The sequence below is a fragment of the Streptomyces sp. NPDC050418 genome (assembly GCF_044458745.1).
GTDB lineage: Bacteria > Actinomycetota > Actinomycetes > Streptomycetales > Streptomycetaceae > Streptomyces.
The window spans coordinates 190087-208145 of the sequence record NZ_JBITIG010000004.1 but is presented as its reverse complement, the minus strand read 5'-3'; the positions used below and the strand labels follow the sequence as shown (position 1 = coordinate 208145).

Annotated in this window: 12 protein-coding genes; 5 read left to right on the top strand and 7 right to left on the bottom strand. The window is 69.2% G+C overall.

What is annotated here, in order from left to right; all coding sequences use genetic code 11:
• Window positions 1–69 precede the first annotated feature (69 nt).
• From ACIBI4_RS11165 to metH, 3 genes are all read right to left on the bottom strand, one after another.
• Window positions 70–1704: an ABC transporter substrate-binding protein gene (locus ACIBI4_RS11165; protein WP_399203433.1), complete on the bottom strand. Its 1635-nt coding sequence runs from the start codon at window positions 1702–1704 to the stop codon at window positions 70–72.
• 517 nt (window positions 1705–2221) lie between these two features.
• Window positions 2222–2914, bottom strand: coding sequence for an HAD-IA family hydrolase (locus ACIBI4_RS11160; RefSeq protein ID WP_399203432.1), 693 nt, complete (start codon window positions 2912–2914; stop codon window positions 2222–2224).
• Between the two features lie 184 nt (window positions 2915–3098).
• A complete protein-coding gene (gene metH, locus ACIBI4_RS11155) occupies window positions 3099–6623 on the bottom strand; it encodes a methionine synthase (RefSeq protein ID WP_399203431.1) in 3525 nt (1174 codons plus the stop codon).
• Window positions 6624–6905: 282 nt separating this feature from the next.
• On the opposite strand from metH, the gene ACIBI4_RS11150 reads away from it, so the two are divergent.
• From ACIBI4_RS11150 to ACIBI4_RS11130, 5 genes are all read left to right on the top strand, one after another.
• Entirely contained in the window at window positions 6906–7673 is a 768-nt protein-coding gene (locus ACIBI4_RS11150) for an IclR family transcriptional regulator (RefSeq protein ID WP_399203430.1), read from the top strand.
• Between the two features lie 270 nt (window positions 7674–7943).
• Window positions 7944–8732: an MIP/aquaporin family protein gene (locus tag ACIBI4_RS11145; protein WP_399203429.1), complete on the top strand. Its 789-nt coding sequence runs from the start codon at window positions 7944–7946 to the stop codon at window positions 8730–8732.
• Between the two features lie 67 nt (window positions 8733–8799).
• The gene (gene glpK, locus ACIBI4_RS11140) at window positions 8800–10332 is read left to right on the top strand and encodes a glycerol kinase GlpK (protein ID WP_399203428.1); all 1533 of its coding nucleotides are present in this window, start codon (window positions 8800–8802) and stop codon (window positions 10330–10332) included.
• A gap of 87 nt (window positions 10333–10419) precedes the next feature.
• Window positions 10420–12030, top strand: coding sequence for an FAD-dependent oxidoreductase (locus tag ACIBI4_RS11135; RefSeq protein ID WP_399203426.1), 1611 nt, complete (start codon window positions 10420–10422; stop codon window positions 12028–12030).
• Window positions 12031–12233: 203 nt separating this feature from the next.
• Window positions 12234–12905 carry a FadR/GntR family transcriptional regulator gene (locus tag ACIBI4_RS11130; RefSeq protein WP_399203425.1) on the top strand — a complete coding sequence of 224 codons (672 nt, stop codon included), beginning with the start codon at window positions 12234–12236 and terminating at the stop codon, window positions 12903–12905.
• Between the two features lie 62 nt (window positions 12906–12967).
• Here ACIBI4_RS11130 and ACIBI4_RS11125 read toward each other — a convergent pair whose 3' ends face one another.
• From ACIBI4_RS11125 to ACIBI4_RS11110, 4 genes are read right to left on the bottom strand one after another with little or no spacing between them, the layout of a single operon-like run.
• Window positions 12968–13999: an ABC transporter permease gene (locus ACIBI4_RS11125; protein ID WP_399203424.1), complete on the bottom strand. Its 1032-nt coding sequence runs from the start codon at window positions 13997–13999 to the stop codon at window positions 12968–12970.
• The gene (locus tag ACIBI4_RS11120; RefSeq protein WP_399203423.1) at window positions 13996–15579 is read right to left on the bottom strand and encodes a sugar ABC transporter ATP-binding protein; all 1584 of its coding nucleotides are present in this window, start codon (window positions 15577–15579) and stop codon (window positions 13996–13998) included. Before ACIBI4_RS11120 ends, ACIBI4_RS11125 begins: the two co-directional genes overlap by 4 nt.
• Window positions 15580–15584: 5 nt before the next feature.
• Window positions 15585–16628 carry a sugar ABC transporter substrate-binding protein gene (locus ACIBI4_RS11115; RefSeq protein ID WP_399203421.1) on the bottom strand — a complete coding sequence of 348 codons (1044 nt, stop codon included), beginning with the start codon at window positions 16626–16628 and terminating at the stop codon, window positions 15585–15587.
• Window positions 16625–17938, bottom strand: coding sequence for an enolase C-terminal domain-like protein (locus tag ACIBI4_RS11110; RefSeq protein WP_399203420.1), 1314 nt, complete (start codon window positions 17936–17938; stop codon window positions 16625–16627). The genes ACIBI4_RS11115 and ACIBI4_RS11110 overlap by 4 nt, the downstream gene beginning before the upstream one ends.
• Between the last annotated feature and the right edge of the window lie 121 nt (window positions 17939–18059).

Here is an 18059-nt window from a genome sequence, read left to right as displayed (position 1 = left end):
GTGGTTGTGCTGGGCACGCCCGCGTGCGGGCGTGCCCGATGGTCGGCCGTGGGTGGGACGGGCCCGGCGTCACTCGCCGATGCCGCGCCCGAGCTCCCAGAGCAGCATGTTGGACGACGAGTTGAGCACCCACTCGACGCCGGTGATGTCGTCGCGCGCGGCGACGTAGGTCTTGCCCTGCCACAGCGGGAGGATCGGCACGTCCTCGGCGACGATGTCCTGGATCCGCTTCAGGGAGTCGGCGGCGGCGAGCCGGTCGGCCTCCTGGCGGGACTGCGGGATCAGCGTGTTGATGATCGTGTCATTGCTGTACGGCGAGTTGAGGAAGTTGCCCTCGCCGACGAACGGCGCGATGAAGTTGTCGGCGTCCGGGAAGTCGGGGAACCAGCCCATGCCGTACGCGGAGTACTTGCCCGCGAGCTCGGCCGGCAGGTACGTCTTCCACGGCTTGCCCTTGATGTCGACGTCGAACAGACCGCTCTCGTTGAGCTGGTCGCGCAGGACCTCGAACTCCTTCTTGGTGACCGCACCGTAGTGGTCGGTCGTGTAGTTCAGCGTGAACTTGACCGGGGTCTTCACACCGGCCTTGTTCAGGAGCGCCGCCGCCTTCTCCTTGCTCGGATCGCGGTACTTGTTGGAGAAGGAGTTGGTGTGCCCCGTGATGCTGCTGGGCACCAGCGAGTACAGCTCCTGGGCGCTGGGACCGTAGACCTCGGAGACGAGCGCGCTGCGGTCGACGACCTGCGCGACGGCCTGGCGAACGGCCTTCTCCTCGGTGACCGGGGCGTCGGTGTCGAATCCGAGATAGCGGATTTCCAGACCCGGCATCTCGACGAGCTCGATGCCGTCGTAGTCCTTCTCCGTGAAGTCCTTGATCTGCTCGGGCTCGATGGTGCGGCCCATCACATCGATGTCGCCGTCCTTGAGGGCCGTGCTCATCGACCCGGCGGACGCGAAGTTCCGCATTTCGATCTTGTCGTTCTTCAGCTCCAGCGAACCCTTGTAGTTGGGGTTCTTGGAGAAGACCGACTTGACGACTTCCTCGCCGCCGTCGACCTGCTTGGTCTCGATCTCGACGGTGTACGGACCCGAGGCGTCGACCTGGAATCCGGCGCGCAGCTTGCCCTTCTCGTACGAGTCGGGGTTGACGATGCCCGCGGCGGGGGTGGCCAGCTTCTGCGGGAAGGTCGCGTCGGAGGCGTTCAGGTGGAAGACCACCTTGTCGTCGCCGACGGTCTCGACGGTGTCGATGCCCGAGAGGAGATCGGCGACACCGGAGTTCTCGTCCTTGGGCAGCTTGTCGCCGAGGTGGCGCACGCGCTCGATGGAGAACTTCACGTCCTTCGCGGTGAGGTCGTCACCGTTGGAGAACTTCAGTCCGCTGCGCAGCGTGCACTCGTAGCGCTTGTTCATGTTGTCGCTGAAGCGGCAGCTCTCCGCGGCCTCGGGCTCCGGGCTGCCGCCGCCGCGCGGCAGCATGACCAGCGTCTGCACGGTCTGGCGCAGGACGTTCCACGAACCGGCGTCGTAGGAGTACGCGGGGTCGAACGGCGCGGGGACCTTGGAGGTGGTCGCGAATGCGTCAGTGGTGCCGATCACGATCGCGTCGTCGCTGTCGCCGCCGCCGTCGCTGCCACCACAGGCGGCCAGAACAGGGGCGAGCAGGCCGACGGCGACCGCCGGCACCAGTGTCTTGCGATTCATGCGCGAAGTACTCCAACGATTGATCCCCTGCATCCTCGCCGAGGGGTGAGTGCGGGGAGCAAGGAAGTTATGACGGTGTTCCGAGGGTTCTCGCGATGACATTAGTGCGCGGCGTCAGGTCAGTTGCAGTGGGCCGGAGTTGGGGCGTAATCACACAGCGGGAGCGGATGCGGACACAACGAAATCCGAAGCGTGGAAGGATTCGCGCAAGGGTCCACCAATCGGGACACATCGCCACCGCCCGGAGCGGGTGATCGTCGCATTCAGCACACGCGGGGCCGTCTGTCGACGGGCGCACACGTGATAAACATCACGTACTCAACTCGATTACGGCACACGGGAATTACCGGCCATGGGTGACGGAAAATGCACACGTCAATGCGCTGTGTTTACCGCGCATTGACGGTGCCACGCTCGGTGAACGTGCGGTGCATTCCCGTAATCGGGCCGCCGCTAATCGGTGGGAGAGCTTCCGCTCTGTTGCTGGCCCCGCGCAGTGGCCGGTTCGGCGCCCGGTTCAGTGGCCGACGAGGGCGCGGAGAAACGGCAGGTCGACTTCCTCCAGCGAGGAGACGACGGTACGGCGCGGGGCGGGCGCGATCGGTGCCACCGAGGGGACCGCGACGACCTGGCAGCCCGCGGCCTCGGCTGCGGCGACCCCGGTCGCGGTGTCCTCGACGACGGCGCAGCGCCCGGGGTCCACACCGAGCCGGGCCGCGGCGTGCAGATACGGGTCGGGGTGCGGCTTGGTGCGCTGCACCTCGTCACCGGCGACGGTGAGCGCGAAGTGGTGGCGGCCGAGGGAGTCGAGGACGCGGTCGATGATGCGGCGGTGCGAGGCGGACACGAGGGCCGTGGGCACCTCGTGCGCGGCGAGTTCGGCCAGGAGGCGGGCCGCGCCGGGCATCAGCGGCAGGGTGCGGTTGATGCGGTCCTCGAAGCCGTCGTTGAGCAGCACGGTCAGCTCGGGCAGCGTGATGTCCGCACCGGTGGCCTCGATCAGGAAGCCGGCGCTGCGGCTCATCGGTCCGCCCACGACGACGTCGCGCCAGGAGTCGTCGAGCGCGTGGCCCAACTGGGCGAAGACCTCGACCTCGGCGTCCCACCAGAAGCCCTCGGTGTCGACGAGGGTGCCGTCCATGTCGAGGAGGACGGCCTGCAGGTTGCTCTGCGCCGTCCGGGTACCGACTGCGGGGACCGTACTGGTCATCCGGCAACACCTCCGTAAGGGACGAGAAGGCCGGTCGCCTGGACCCGCGGGAGAACCCGCCGGTGAAGGCGACCGGCCTGCACTGGACCGACCAGTGTACGTCTCGCATGCGCGAAGCGCGCGGGAGATCTTTTCGGGGCGCGTCCCCGTGTACCCCTTGTGCCCTGGGTGTACCCCGTACGCCCTAGCGCGCGTTGAAGTACTTCGCCTCCGGGTGGTGGATGACGATGGCGTCCGTGGACTGCTCGGGGTGGAGCTGGAACTCCTCGCTCAGGTGGACGCCGATCCGCTCGGGCTGGAGCAGTTCGGCGATCTTCGCGCGGTCCTCCAGGTCGGGGCAGGCTCCGTAGCCGAGGGAGAAGCGGGCGCCCCGGTACTTCAGGGCGAACATGTCCTCCATCGCGGCCGGGTCCTCGCCGGCGTAGCCGAGCTCGGAGCGGACGCGGGCGTGCCAGTACTCGGCGAGGGCCTCGGCCAACTGCACGGACAGGCCGTGCAGTTCGAGGTAGTCACGGTAGGAGTTGGACTCGAAGAGCTCGGCCGTGGCCTCACCGATCCGCGAACCGACCGTGACGACCTGCAGCCCCACCACGTCGACCTCGCCGGACTCCTCCGGGCGGAAGAAGTCAGCGAGGCACAGCCGGCGGCCGCGGCGCTGGCGCGGGAAGGTGAAGCGGGTGCGCTCGTTGCCCTGCTCGTCGAGGATGATCAGGTCCTCGTCCTTGGAGACGCAGGGGAAGTAGCCGTGCACGACGGCCGCTTCCAGCAGGTTCCTGGTGTGCAGCTCGTCCAGCCAGCCGCGCAGCCGCGGACGGCCCTCGGTCTCGACGAGCTCCTCGTACGTGGGCCCGTCGCCCTTGCGGTTCTGCTTGAGACCCCACTGGCCCTTGAACAGCGCGCCCTCGTCCAGCCATGACGCGTACTCCTTGAGCTGGATGCCCTTGATCACCCGGGTGCCCCAGAACGGCGGCGTGGGGACCGGGTTGTCGACGGCGACGTCCGAGCGGCCCTGCGGCTCGTCCTCGGCGCGCTCGGCGACCTGGACTCCGCTTGCCTTGACCCGGCGCTGCTTGAGCTCGGGAAGGACCGCGCCCGGCACACCGCGCTTGACGCCGATCAGGGCGTCCATCAGACGCAGGCCCTCGAACGCGTCGCGGGCGTAGCGGACTTCGCCCTCGTAGATCTCGTGCAGGTCCTGCTCCACGTAGGCGCGGGTCAGGGCCGCTCCGCCGAGGATGACGGGATAGTCGGCCGCCATCTTGCGCTGGTTCAGCTCCTCCAGGTTCTCCTTCATGATCACTGTGGACTTGACCAGGAGACCGGACATGCCGATCACATCGGCCTTGTGCTCCTGGGCGGCGTCCAGGATCGCGGAGACCGGCTGCTTGATGCCGAGGTTGACGACGTTGTAGCCGTTGTTGGACAGGATGATGTCGACGAGGTTCTTGCCGATGTCGTGGACGTCACCGCGGACCGTGGCCAGCACGATCGTGCCCTTGCCCTCGGCGTCCGACTTCTCCATGTGCGGCTCCAGGTAGGCCACCGCAGTCTTCATCACCTCGGCGGACTGGAGCACGAACGGCAGCTGCATCTGGCCGGAGCCGAACAGCTCGCCGACCACCTTCATGCCTTCGAGCAGGGTGTTGTTGACGATGTCGAGAGCCGGGGTGTCCGCGAGGGCCTCGTCGAGGTCGGCTTCCAGGCCGTTCTTCTCGCCGTCGATGATGCGGCGCTGCAGCCGCTCGTCCAGCGGAAGCGCGGCCAGCTCCTCGGCCTTGCCGGCCTTCAAGGACTTGGTGGTGGCGCCCTCGAAGAGCTCCATCAGCTTCTGCAGCGGGTCGTAGCCCTCTTCACGACGGTCGTGGATCAGGTCGAGCGCGACCTTGACCTGCTCGTCGTCGAACCGCGCGATCGGCAGGATCTTCGACGCGTGCACGATCGCCGAGTCGAGGCCCGCCTTCACACACTCGTCCAGGAACACCGAGTTGAGGAGGATACGGGCGGCCGGGTTCAGACCGAAGGAAATGTTCGACAGGCCCAGCGTGGTCTGCACGTCCGGGTGGCGGCGCTTGAGCTCACGGATCGCCTCGATCGTCGCGACGCCGTCCTTGCGCGACTCCTCCTGGCCGGTACAGATCGTGAAGGTCAGCGTGTCGATGAGGATGTCGGACTCAAGGATCCCGTAGTTGCCCGTCAGGTCCTCGATGAGACGGTGGGCGATGGCGACCTTGTGCTCGACCGTGCGGGCCTGGCCCTCCTCGTCGATGGTCAGCGCGATCAGCGCCGCGCCATGCTCGCGCGCGAGCCGGGTGACCTTCGCGAAGCGGGACTCCGGCCCGTCACCGTCCTCGTAGTTGACGGAGTTGATGACCGCGCGGCCGCCCAGGTGCTCCAACCCGGCCTGGATGACGTCGACTTCGGTGGAGTCGAGGACGATCGGCAGGGTGGAGGCGGTGGCGAAGCGGCCGGCCAGTTCGTGCATGTCGGCGACGCCGTCGCGGCCCACGTAGTCCACGCACAGGTCCAGCATGTGCGCGCCCTCGCGGATCTGGTCGCGCGCCATCTCCACACAGTCGTCCCAGCGGGCCTCCAGCATCGCCTCGCGGAACTTCTTCGAACCGTTGGCATTCGTCCGCTCACCGATCGCCATGTACGAGATGTCCTGGCGGAACGGCACGGTCTGGTAGAGCGAGGAGGCGCCCGGCTCGGGCTGCGGGTTGCGCTCGGGCGGCGTCATCTCCTGGACGCGCTCGACGACATGGCGCAGGTGCTCGGGCGTCGAGCCGCAGCAGCCGCCCACCAGCTGAAGACCGAAGTCGTTGACGAAGGTCTCCTGCGCGTCCGCCATCTCCGACGGAGTGAGCGGGAAGTAGGCGCCGTCCTTCGTGAGGATGGGCAGACCGGCGTTCGGCATGCACATGAGCGGCGTACGCGAATGCCGCGCCAGGTAGCGCAGGTGCTCGCTCATCTCGGCGGGACCGGTCGAGCAGTTGAGGCCGATGAGGTCGATGCCGAGCGGTTCGAGGGAGGTCAGCGCGGCGCCGATCTCGGAGCCGAGGAGCATCACGCCGGTGGTCTCGAAGGCGAGGGAGCAGATCAGGGGCACGTCGATGCCGAGTGCGTCCATCGCGCGGCGGGCGCCGATCAGGCCGGCCTTCGTCTGCAGGAGGTCCTGCGTGGTCTCCACGATCAGGGCGTCCGCGCCGCCGGCGAGGAGGCCCTCGGCGTTCTGCTGGTAGCCGTCGCGGATCGAGGTGTACGTGGTGTGGCCGAGCGTCGGCAGCTTCGTACCGGGGCCGATGGATCCGAGGACCCAGCGCTGGCGGCCGGTGGACGCGGTGAACTCGTCGGCGACCTCGCGGGCGATCCGCGCGCCGGACTCGGAGAGCTCGAAGATCCGGTCGGCGATCTCGTACTCGCTGGCGGCGGTGGCGTTGGCGCCGAAGGTGTTGGTCTCGACGCAGTCCACGCCGACCGCGAAGTACTCCTCGTGCACGGAGCGCACGATGTCGGGCCGCGTGAGGTTGAGGATCTCGTTGCAGCCCTCCAGTTGCTGGAAGTCCTCGAGCGTCGGGTCCTGCGCCTGCAGCATGGTCCCCATCGCCCCGTCGGCCACCACGACACGGGTGGCGAGTGCCTCTCGGAGGGCTGCGATACGGGCGCCGTGGTCGGCGGAGGTACCTACGGGCGGGGTCGGCAACGAGGCCATGAAGAGCTCCCTGTGTGCGACGGCTGTCGGCTTTGCGCCCTCCCGGTGGACGGCGCACCCGGCCAGGGTAGCCGGGACCAAGGTCCCGGGGTGAGGGGCGTCCAGGGGACGGGACAGGGGCGCGGGGGCGGTACGGTCCGCTCCGGGGCGTCGGGGACACACGCCGCAAGTGCGGTCGGATGGCGATACGAGTCGTCATCGGAGGGCACCGGCATTAGGACAAGGTTGGCAACGACCGATAGTGTTCAGCATTGTCGAACGACTTGGGAGGGCTGACCGGCGATGGCGAAGAACATCCAGTCGCTCGAGCGCGCGGCCGCGATGCTGCGGCTGCTCGCCGGCGGCGAGCGGCGCCTCGGCCTCTCCGACATCGCCTCCTCCCTCGGTCTGGCCAAGGGCACCGCGCACGGAATCCTGCGCACCCTGCAGGCGGAGGGCTTCGTCGAGCAGGACGCCCCGTCCGGGCGCTACCAGCTCGGCGCCGAGCTGCTCCGCCTCGGCAACAGCTACCTCGACATCCACGAGCTGCGCGCCCGCGCCCTCGTATGGACCGACGACCTGGCGCGCTCCAGCGGCGAGAGCGTCTATCTCGGCGTCCTGCACCAGCAGGGCGTCCTGATCGTGCACCACGTGTTCCGGCCCGACGAGTCCCGTCAGGTCCTGGAGGTCGGCGCGATGCACCCGCTGCACTCGACCGCGCTCGGCAAGGTGCTCACCGCGTACGACCCGGTGGCGCACAGCGAGGTGGTCGAGGCGGAGCGCAAGGAGTTCACGCCCCGCACGATCACGGGTCTCGCCGACTTCGAGACCGTGCTCGACCTGACGCGCGCCCGCGGCTGGGCCTCCGACACGGAGGAGACCTGGGAGGGCGTGGCCTCGGTGGCCGCGCCCATCCACGACCGGCGGCGGATGCCGGTCGGCGCGGTCGGCATCACCGGCGCCGTGGAGCGCGTGTGCGACGGCAACGGCGAGCTGCGCAGCGAGCTGGTCGCCGCGGTACGGGACTGCGCCCGTGCGGTGTCGCGGGACCTCGGCGCGGGCAGGTTCTGAGCACGCTCCGCTCACCTCTGCTGACGCACCGCCCCCATCGACCCCACCGTCACCTCCCGTCTTCACCGTCTCTCCCGTAACGATCGGGATTCCCGTCACAGAAGCCTTGACGGCATGTTCACCCGGGAACAAGACTTCCGTTCATCGGTCGGCATTGTCGAACACCTACCGGCAATACGGGGTAGGGTGTGACAACGCGGATCGAGCACCGCTCCCCAACTACCGGGGCTCTCCCGGTAATCACCTGGACGAAGGACAAAGGAGTCGCGGGTGTCCAGCTCCGATATCTTCATCGGCGAGACCATCGGTACCGCCGTGCTCATCCTGCTCGGCGGCGGTGTCTGTGCCGCCGTCACGCTCAAGCACTCCAAGGCCCGCAACGCCGGATGGCTCGCCATCACCTTCGGCTGGGGCTTCGCCGTGCTGACCGCCGCGTATCTCGCCGGCGGTGTCTCGGGCGCCCACCTCAACCCGGCCGTCACGATCGGCCTGGCGATAGAGGGCGGCACCGAGTGGGGCGACGTACCGCTCTATCTCTTCTCGCAGCTGATCGGCGCCATGATCGGTGCCGTCCTGGTGTGGATCACCTACTACGGGCAGTTCCAGGCCCACCTGACCGACCGCGAGATCGTCGGCGGTCCGGGTGCGCAGGACACGGTCAAGGCCGTCTCGAAGGACGCGCCCGGCCCGGTCCTCGGCATCTTCTCGACGGGTCCGGAGATCCGTAACGTCGCACAGAACCTCGCGACCGAGATCATCGCCACGGTCGTCCTGGTCCTCGCGATCCTCACCCAGGGCCTCAACAACGAGGGCAACGGCCTCGGAGTGCTCGGCGCCCTGATCACCTCGCTCGTCGTGGTCGGCATCGGCCTCTCGCTCGGCGGTCCCACCGGGTACGCCATCAACCCGGTCCGCGACCTCGGTCCGCGCATCGTGCACTCGCTGCTCCCGCTGCCCAACAAGGGCGGTTCGGACTGGTCGTACGCCTGGATCCCCGTCGCGGGTCCGCTGATCGGCGGCGCCATCGCGGGCGGTCTCTACAACATCGCCTTCGCCTGACCGACATAGAGAGCGGCAGGAACGACGCCGCACAGAGCCGCCGTACACAGACTTCTTGGAGCAACAAGTGACCGACTCGCACACCGCAGGCCCGTTCATCGCGGCCATCGACCAGGGCACCACGTCCAGCCGCTGCATCGTCTTCGACACCGACGGCCGGATCGTCTCCGTCGACCAGCGCGAGCACGAGCAGATCTTCCCGAAGCCCGGCTGGGTCGAGCACGACGCCAAGGAGATCTGGGCGAACGTCGAGAGCGTCGTCGCCGGCGCGATCACCAAGGCCGGGATCACCTCCGCCGACGTCAAGGCGATCGGCATCACCAACCAGCGTGAGACCACGCTGATGTGGGACAAGAACACCGGCGAGCCGGTGCACAACGCGATCGTGTGGCAGGACACCCGCACCGACGCGCTCTGCAAGGAGCTCGGCCGCAACGTCGGCCAGGACCGCTTCCGCCGCGAGACCGGTCTGCCGCTCGCGTCGTACTTCTCGGGCCCGAAGGTCCGCTGGCTGCTCGACAACGTCGAGGGTCTGCGCGAGCGCGCCGAGCGCGGCGACATCCTCTTCGGCACCATGGACTCGTGGGTCATCTGGAACCTCACGGGCGGTGTCGACGGCGGTGTGCACGTCACGGACGTCACCAACGCCTCGCGCACCATGCTGATGAACCTGCACGAGATGGCCTGGGACGAGCGCATCCTGCACTCGATGGACATCCCGGCCGCGGTCCTGCCCGAGATCCGCTCCTCCGCCGAGGTGTACGGGGTCGCCAAGGACGGCGTGCTCGCGGGTGTGCCGGTCGCCTCGGCGCTCGGTGACCAGCAGGCCGCGCTGTTCGGCCAGACCTGCTTCGCCGAGGGCGAGGCCAAGTCCACGTACGGCACCGGCACCTTCATGCTGATGAACACCGGCGACAAGCCGGTGAACTCGTACAACGGGCTGCTCACCACCGTCGGTTACCAGATCGGCGACAAGAAGCCGGTCTACGCCCTGGAAGGCTCCATCGCCGTCACCGGTTCGCTGGTGCAGTGGATGCGCGACCAGATGGGGCTGATCAACTCGGCCGCCGAGATCGAGACCCTCGCGTCGAGCGTCGAGGACAACGGCGGCGCGTACTTCGTGCCGGCCTTCTCCGGTCTGTTCGCCCCGTACTGGCGCTCCGACGCCCGCGGTGTGATCGCCGGCCTGACCCGGTACGTCACCAAGGCGCACATCGCCCGTGCCGTCCTGGAGGCCACCGCCTGGCAGACCCGCGAGATCACCGACGCCATGACGAAGGACTCCGGCGTCGAGCTGACCGCGCTCAAGGTCGACGGCGGCATGACCTCCAACAACCTGCTGATGCAGACCCTCTCGGACTTCCTCGACGCCCCCGTGGTGCGTCCGATGGTGGCCGAGACCACCTGCCTCGGTGCCGCCTACGCCGCCGGTCTCGCCGTCGGCTACTGGCCGGACACCGACGCCCTGCGGGCCAACTGGCGCCGCGCCGCGGAGTGGACCCCGCGGATGCCGGCCGACCAGCGGGACCGCGAGTACAAGAGCTGGCTCAAGGCCGTCGAGCGGACCATGGGCTGGGTCGAGGATTCCGAAGAGGCCTGAGGGCCAGGAGACGCACAGGCCTGACAGGCCTTGCCGGATGGTGCCGGCCGGTCCACGTGACCGGCCGGCACCGACGAGGAGTTGACCATGAGCACCACCCTGCAGAGCATCCCTTCGCTCGGCACGCACGCGGTCGCGGGCGGCCACCCGAGCCGCGCCGAAACCCGCGACCTGCTGTCGCGCGCCACGTATGACCTGCTGGTCATCGGTGGCGGGATCCTGGGCATTTCGACCGCGTGGCACGCCGCGCAGTCCGGGCTGCGGGTGGCGCTCGTGGACGCCGGCGACTTCGCCGGTGCCACCTCCTCGGCCTCCTCCAAGCTGCTCCACGGCGGTCTGCGCTATCTGCAGACCGGTGCGGTGAAGCTCGTGGCGGAGAACCACTTCGAGCGGCGCGCGGTCTCCCGTCAGGTGGCACCGCACCTCGCGAACCCGCTCACCTTCTACCTGCCCGTGTACAAGGGCGGTCCGCATGGTGCCGCCAAGCTGGGCGCGGGCGTTTTCGCGTACAGCGCGCTCTCCGCGTTCGGTGACGGCGTCGGGCATCTGCTGAGCCCGTCGAAGGCCGCGCAGGACGTGCCGGAGCTGCGCACCGACAACCTCAAGGCCGTGGCCGTGTACGGCGACGACCAGATGAACGACGCGCGCATGGCCCTGATGACGGTCCGAGCGGCCGTCGACTCGGGCGCCGTGGTGCTCAACCACGCCGAGGTCACGGGCCTGCGCTTCACGCGCGGCCGGGTCACGGGCGCCGAGCTCAAGGACCGTATGGACGGCAGCGAGTTCGGGGTCGACGCTCGTCTCGTCCTGAACGCGACCGGTCCGTGGGTGGACCACCTGCGCACGATGGAGGACCCGAACGCGGCGCCGTCCATCCGCCTCTCGAAGGGCGCGCACCTGGTCCTCAAGCGCACCTCGCCGTGGAAGGCCGCGCTGGCCACCCCGATCAACAAGTACCGCATCACGTTCGCACTGCCGTGGGAGGACATGCTCCTGCTCGGCACCACGGACGAGGTGTACGAGGGCGATCCGCGCGAAGTGTCCGTCACCGAGCAGGACACCAAGCAGATCCTCGACGAAGCTGCCTTCTCCATTCGCGACCAGCAGCTGTCGCGCGATCTGATCACGTACTCCTTCGCGGGTCTGCGCGTGCTGCCCGGCGGCCCGGGCGACACCGCCAAGGCCAAGCGCGAGACGGTCGTGACCGAGGGCAAGGGCGGGATGCTGTCCGTGGCCGGCGGCAAGTGGACCACGTTCCGGCACATCGGCCGCACCGTGATGACCAAGCTCGCGGAGCTGCCCGGCCACCCGCTCGGCGAGGACATGGAGCCGATCGGCAAGCTGCCCAAGAAGCTGCCGCTGCCCGGAATCGCCAACCCGCGCGCGGTCGCGCACCGGCTGCTCGTCGACGGACCGGCGCCCGGTCCGCGGATGTCCGCCGACACCGCGCGCCACCTCGCGACGCACTACGGCTCGCTGGCCTTCGACATCGCGCGCCTGGCCAACGAGCGCCCGGAGCTGGCCGAGCGCATCCACCCGGACGCCCCGGAGATCTGGGCCCAGGTCGTCTACGCCCGCGACCACGAGTGGGCCGAGACGGCGGACGACGTGCTGCGCCGGCGCACGACCCTGACGATCCGCGGGCTCGCCACCGACGAGGTGCGCGGGAAGGTCCAGGGGCTGCTCGACACCAAGTAGCCCCCGCAGACGGGGGAGATGAGGGGCGGTCGCCACGGCGGCCGCCCCTCGCCCGTTCCCGGGAAGCGTGACCTCACCGCCACGCAGGGCGCGCAATCCGGCATAAATGGCCATGGCAAGCGCTTGATCTGCAAGAACGCCTTCCACCGCCCGCGTGCGCCCGCATAATGGGCGAATACATCGGAGGTATCTGGGAGGGCGTCATGGCTGTCACCGACGAGGCCATCGAGAAGATCAAGGGAATGATCGTCTCCGGGGCCCTGCGCCCGGGTGACCGCCTGCCCAAGGAGAGTGAACTCGCCGCGGAGCTCGGCCTGTCCCGCAACTCCCTGCGCGAGGCCGTACGGGCGCTCTCGCTGATCCGGATCCTCGATGTGCGCCAGGGCGACGGCACGTACGTCACCAGTCTCGATCCGCAGCTGCTGCTCGAAGCGCTCAGCTTCGTCGTGGACTTCCACCGGGACGACACGGTCCTGGAGTTCCTCGCCGTCCGCAGGATCCTCGAACCGGCCGCGACCGCGATGGCCAGCGCACTCATCGACGACGCCCAGCTGCAGGCGCTCAGCGACCAGTTGGACGCGCTGGGTGCGGCGCCCTCGGTGGAGGAGCTGGTCGCGTGCGACCTGGAGTTCCACCGGGGCATCGTGCAGGCCTCCGGCAACTCGGTGCTCTGCTCGCTGCTCGACGGTCTGTCGGGGCCGACGACGCGGGCCAGGGTCTGGCGCGGACTGACGCAGGAGGACGCGGTCAGCCGCACGCTGCACGAGCACCGGATGATCCTGGGCGCGCTCAGGGACCGCGACGCGGAGGCGGCGCGGTCCTGGGCGACGGTGCATGTGGCGAGCGTGGAGCAGTGGCTGCGGTCGACTCTCTGACCGGCCTGCGGGCACCGGCCCGTGGGCACCGGCCGGCTCCCCGGCCGCCTCCGGGGAGCGGCTCAGTCCTGCTTCTCCCCGCTCGCGAAACGGGAGATGACCAGGGCGATGATGATGATCGCGCCGTTGAGGAACTGGTTCCACAGCGGCGGCACCCCGCCGAGCGTCATCACGTTCACCACGAGCTGCAGCGTCAGGACACCGGTGAGCGCGCCGAACAGCGTGCCCTTGCCGCCCTTGAGGCTGATCCCGCCGATCACCGCGGCCGCGAAGACCTGGAAGATCCAGCCGTTGCCCTGGGTGGCGGCGACCGAGCCGTAGTGGCCGGTGTAGAGGATGCCGGCGAGCGCGGCGAGCACCCCGCCGATCGCCAGCACGATCCAGGTGATCCGGTCGACGCGGATGCCGGCGGCACGCGCCGCCTCCGGGTTGCCGCCGATCGCGTACAGCGAGCGTCCGTGCCGCAGCCAGGCGAGCGCGGCGCCGCCGATCGCGAAGAGCACCAGGCAGATCCACACGGAGGCGGGGACGCCGAGCCAGGTCGCCTTGCCCAGGTAGCGGAAGGACTCCGGGACGCCGGTGATCGACTTCCCTTCGGTGATGCCGATGTGCAGACCGCGCAGCATCGTCAGCATGCCGAGCGTGGCGATGAACCCGTTGACGTGCAGCTTCAGCATCAGGAAGCCGTTCGCCGTGCCGATCAGGGCGCCGACGAGGAGGCAGAGCGGGATGGCCGTCCAGACCGGGAACCAGCCGAGCCCGGCGAATCGGCCGCCCTCCGTGGGCAGGACGAGCCACATCGCGATGACGGGCGCGACGCCGATCGTCGATTCGAGCGAGAGGTCCATCCTTCCGGCGATCAGGATCAGCGCCTGGCCGAGCACCAGGAGCGAGAGCTCGCTGGACTGCTGCACGACGTCGATCAGATTGCCGGAGGTCAGGAAGGTCGGCGAGACGATGAAACCGATCACCATCAGGACCAGGATCACCGGGACGAGCGAGAAGTCGCTCCAGCGGATCAGGGCGAGCCGCCCGCGGGCCCCGCCGGCGGCCTTGGCCGCGTCGGCCTGCACGGGCCGCAAGGTCTCGGTCATGACGTCTGCTCCTCGTTCCCGGCCGTCTCGGTCATGACGTCTGCTCCTCGTTCCGCCGCCGTCTCCCCCACGCCTTCCATGGCGGCCACCAGTTCCCCGTCGCTCCACCCGCTGTCGTACGAGGCCACCACCCGCCCGTGGAACAGCACGAGCACCCGGTCGCAGACCCGCAGATCGTCCAGCTCGTCCGAGACGATCACGGCGGCGCTGCCCTCGTCGGCGACCCGGCGCACCACCCCGAGCAGCGCGTCCTTGGACTTGATGTCGACGCCCGCGGTGGGCCGCAGCGCGACGAGGACCTTGGGGTCGCGGGCCAGTGCCCGGGCGACCACGACCTTCTGCTGGTTGCCGCCGGACAGACCGCTGACCGGCTGGTCGGGGCCGCGTGTCTTGATGTCGAGCGAGGTGATCATCGCGCCCGCGAACTCCCGTGTACGGGAAGGGAGTACGGCCCCGAAGGGCCCCAGCTGGTCGGCCACCGTGAGCGTGGCGTTCTCGGCGACACTGCGGCCGAGCACCAGGCCCTGGCGGTGGCGGTCCTCGGGGATGTACCCGATCCCGGCGCCGAGCGCGTGCGGGACGCTGCCGGTGCGCACCGCACGGCCCGCGACCTCGACCGAGCCGGAGGTCGGCGCGCGCATCCCGGCGAGCACCTCGCCGAGCGCGGTGTTCCCGCCCGCCGTCGCACCCGCGAGACCGACCACCTCTCCGGCGCGCACGGACAGGTCGATCGGCTCGAACGCGCCCTCCAGCGCGAGCTGTTCGGTCCGCAGCACGGTCTCGCCCGGCGCGCGCCCGGAGGCGTGCGCGGACACGGCGTGCCACGACGAGGCGCCCCGTGTCCCCTCCCCCGTCATCGCCTCGACCAGCTCCGCCTTCGTCAGTCCGTCGACCTGCGCGGTCAGGACGTGGCGGGCGTCGCGGTAGACGGTGACGGCGCTGCAGAGGTCGTACACCTCCTGCAGATGGTGCGAGATGTAGAGGAACGCGACGCCCTGCGCCTGGAGTTCACGCAGCTTCGCGTAGAGCCGCTGGATGCCGCGGGCGTCGAGCTGCGCGGTCGGCTCGTCGAGAATGATCAGCTTCGCGCCGAAGGAGAGCGCCTTGGCGATCTCCACGAACTGCCGCTGCTCGACCGCGAGATCCTTCGCCCGCGCGTCCGGGTCCACGTCGACCCCGTACGACGCGAGCAGCTCGCGGGCCTTGTGCCGCAGCCGGGACCAGCGGATGAAGCGTTCGCCGGGCTCGAAGCGGTTGAGGAAGAGGTTCTCGGCGACGGTCAGGTCGGGGACGACCATCGACTTCTGGTAGACGCAGGCGACGCGGGACTGCCAGGCCGCCATGTCGCCGTACGCGGGCGCCGGCCCGCCGTGGAAGCGGACCGTGCCGGCGTCCGGCCTATGCAGGCCGGTCAGGACGCTGACCAGGGTGGACTTGCCCGCGCCGTTGCGCCCGACGAGGGCATGGGACTCGCCGGGGCGCACGGTCAGGGCGACGCCGTCGAGCGCGACGGTGGGTCCGAAGCGCTTGACGACGCCTTCTGCTTGGACGGCCGCCGGCGCGCCCGACTGTTCGGTCATCTCGGCTACTTCTTGTCCAGCTGGTTGGCCCAGAGCTTCGGGTCGTCCACGTTCTCCTTGGTCACCAGGGGCGCGGGGAGCTGGTCCTCGTACCCGTTGGGGATCTTGATGACCGTGGAGTCGTGGTCGGTGGGACCTTCCTTGGGCTTGTCGCCCGCGAGCGCCTTCTTCGCCCAGTACAGGGCGATGTTGGCGTAGAGGTCGGCGGGCTGCGAGACGGTCGCGTCGATCTTGCCCTCGCGGATGGCGTCCAGCTCCTGCGGGATGCCGTCGTTGGAGATGATCGTGATGTGGCCCTTCTCGCCCGCGGGGACGAGCCGCTTCTTCTGCTCCAGGAGCGCGAGGGTCGGCTCCAGGAAGACGCCGCCGGCCTGCATGTAGATGCCGTCGATGTCGGGGTTCGCGGCCAGGGTGGACTGCAGCTTGGCCGAGGCGACCTCGCCCTTCCACTCGGTGGCCAGCTCGAACACCTTGATGTCCGGGTAGTTCTCGTCCATGCATTCCTTGAACGCCTCGGAGCGGTCACGGCCGTTGATCGACGCCAGGTCGCCCTGGAACTCCACGACCTTGCCCTTGCCCTTCAGCTGCTCGCCGAGGTACTTGCAGGCCTGTTCGCCGTACGCGCGGTTGTCGGCGCGCACCACCATGTAGACATCGCCCTCGTCGGGCCGCGTGTCCACGCTGATCGCCGGGATGTCCTTCGCCGCGAGGTTGTTGAGTGTCTCGGCGACGGCCCCGGTGTCCTGCGGCGCCATGATCACGGCCTTGGCGCCCTGGCTCCGGAAGGTCTGCACGTTGGCGGCGAGTTTGCCGATGTCGTTCTGGGAGTTGGTGAGGGGCAGGTGGTCGATCTTCTCGGCCTTGACGCCCTTCTCCATGTACTGCTGGTAGGAGTTCCAGAAGTCGGAGTCGCTGCGCGGCAGATCGATGCCCACCTTGCCGCCGCCCTCACCGCCGGCCCCGTCCGAGGAGTCCCGGTTGCAGGCGGAGAGCGCGGTGACGGCAAGCAGCGTGACCGCGAGCGCCACGGTCGGCGTACGGAATCTCATGAGGTCCTCCCCGGGGTACGGGACCGCCAGACCGGCCCGTCGGGATAGCGGTGGGCGGCGATCGACTCGGGGTGCATCCGGGCGGAGAAGCCCGGTGCGGCGGGCGCACGGTAGCGCCCCGCCTCGACGACCGCGGGATGCAGGAAGTGCTCGTGCAGATGGTCCACGTACTCGATGACCCGGCCCTCCAGGGAGCCGGAGACCGCCACGTAGTCGAACATGGCGAGATGCTGGACGAGTTCGCACAGACCGACGCCGCCGGCGTGCGGACAGACCGGTACCCCGAACTTCGCGGCGAGCAGCAGGATGGCCAGGTTCTCGTTGACGCCCGCGACCCGGGCTGCGTCGATCTGGACGAAGTCGACGGCTCCGGCCTGCAGGAGCTGCTTGAACACCACGCGGTTGGCGATGTGTTCACCGGTGGCCACCTTCACCGGCTGCCCGGCGCGCACGGCGGCGTGGCCGAGGATGTCGTCGGGGCTTGTCGGCTCCTCGATCCAGTACGGGTCGTACGGCGCCAGCGCCTCCATCCAGCGGACGGCGTCGGCGACGTCCCAGCGCTGGTTGGCGTCCACGGCGATCCGTACGGACGGGCCGACCGCGGCACGCGCGAGCCGCATCCGGCGCAGATCGTCGCCGAGGTCCACGCCGACCTTCAGCTTGATCTGCTCGAACCCGTCGGCGACGGCCTCCTCGGCGAGCCGGACCAGCTTGGCGTCGTCATAGCCGAGCCAGCCCGCCGAGGTGGTGTACGCGGGGTAGCCGGCGGAGCGCAGCAGCTCGGCGCGCTCGCGCCGGCCGGGTGCGGCGGCGCGCAGGATGGCGAGCGCCTCGTCGGGCGTGAGGGCGTCGCTGAGGTAGCGGAAGTCCACGAGCGAGACGAGCTCCTCGGGGCTCATCGCGGCGAGGAACTCCCAGACAGGCAGGCCCGCTTGACGGGCCGCCAGATCCCAGGCCGCGTTGATCACGGCACCGGCGGCCATGTGCATGACGCCCTTCTCGGGGCCGAGCCAGCGCAGTTGCGAGTCCTGGGTGAGGTCCCGGTGGAGCGCCGCCAGGTCCGCGGCGTCGCGTGGTGCGGGGCGGCCGACGAGATACGGGCGCAGGGAGGCGATGGCGGCGGCGATGACATCGTTTCCCCGGCCGATCGTGAAGCAGAAACCATGACCCTCGGCGCCCCGGTCGGTTCGTATCACCACATACGCGGCCGAGTAGTCGGGGTCGGGGTGCATGGCGTCGGAACCGTCGAGCTGCTCCGAGGTGGGGAAGCGGATGTCCTCCACGTCGAAGCCGGTGACGGTCTCGCTCATGGACGCCCCCGTGATGGCTCAGCTGACATCGGACCTTTGCCGGGATCTTTGCTGGACGTCCGATGTATAGCGCCCCCAAGGGGAGCCGTCCAGAGTTCTGACGCAACTTACGGCCTACAGC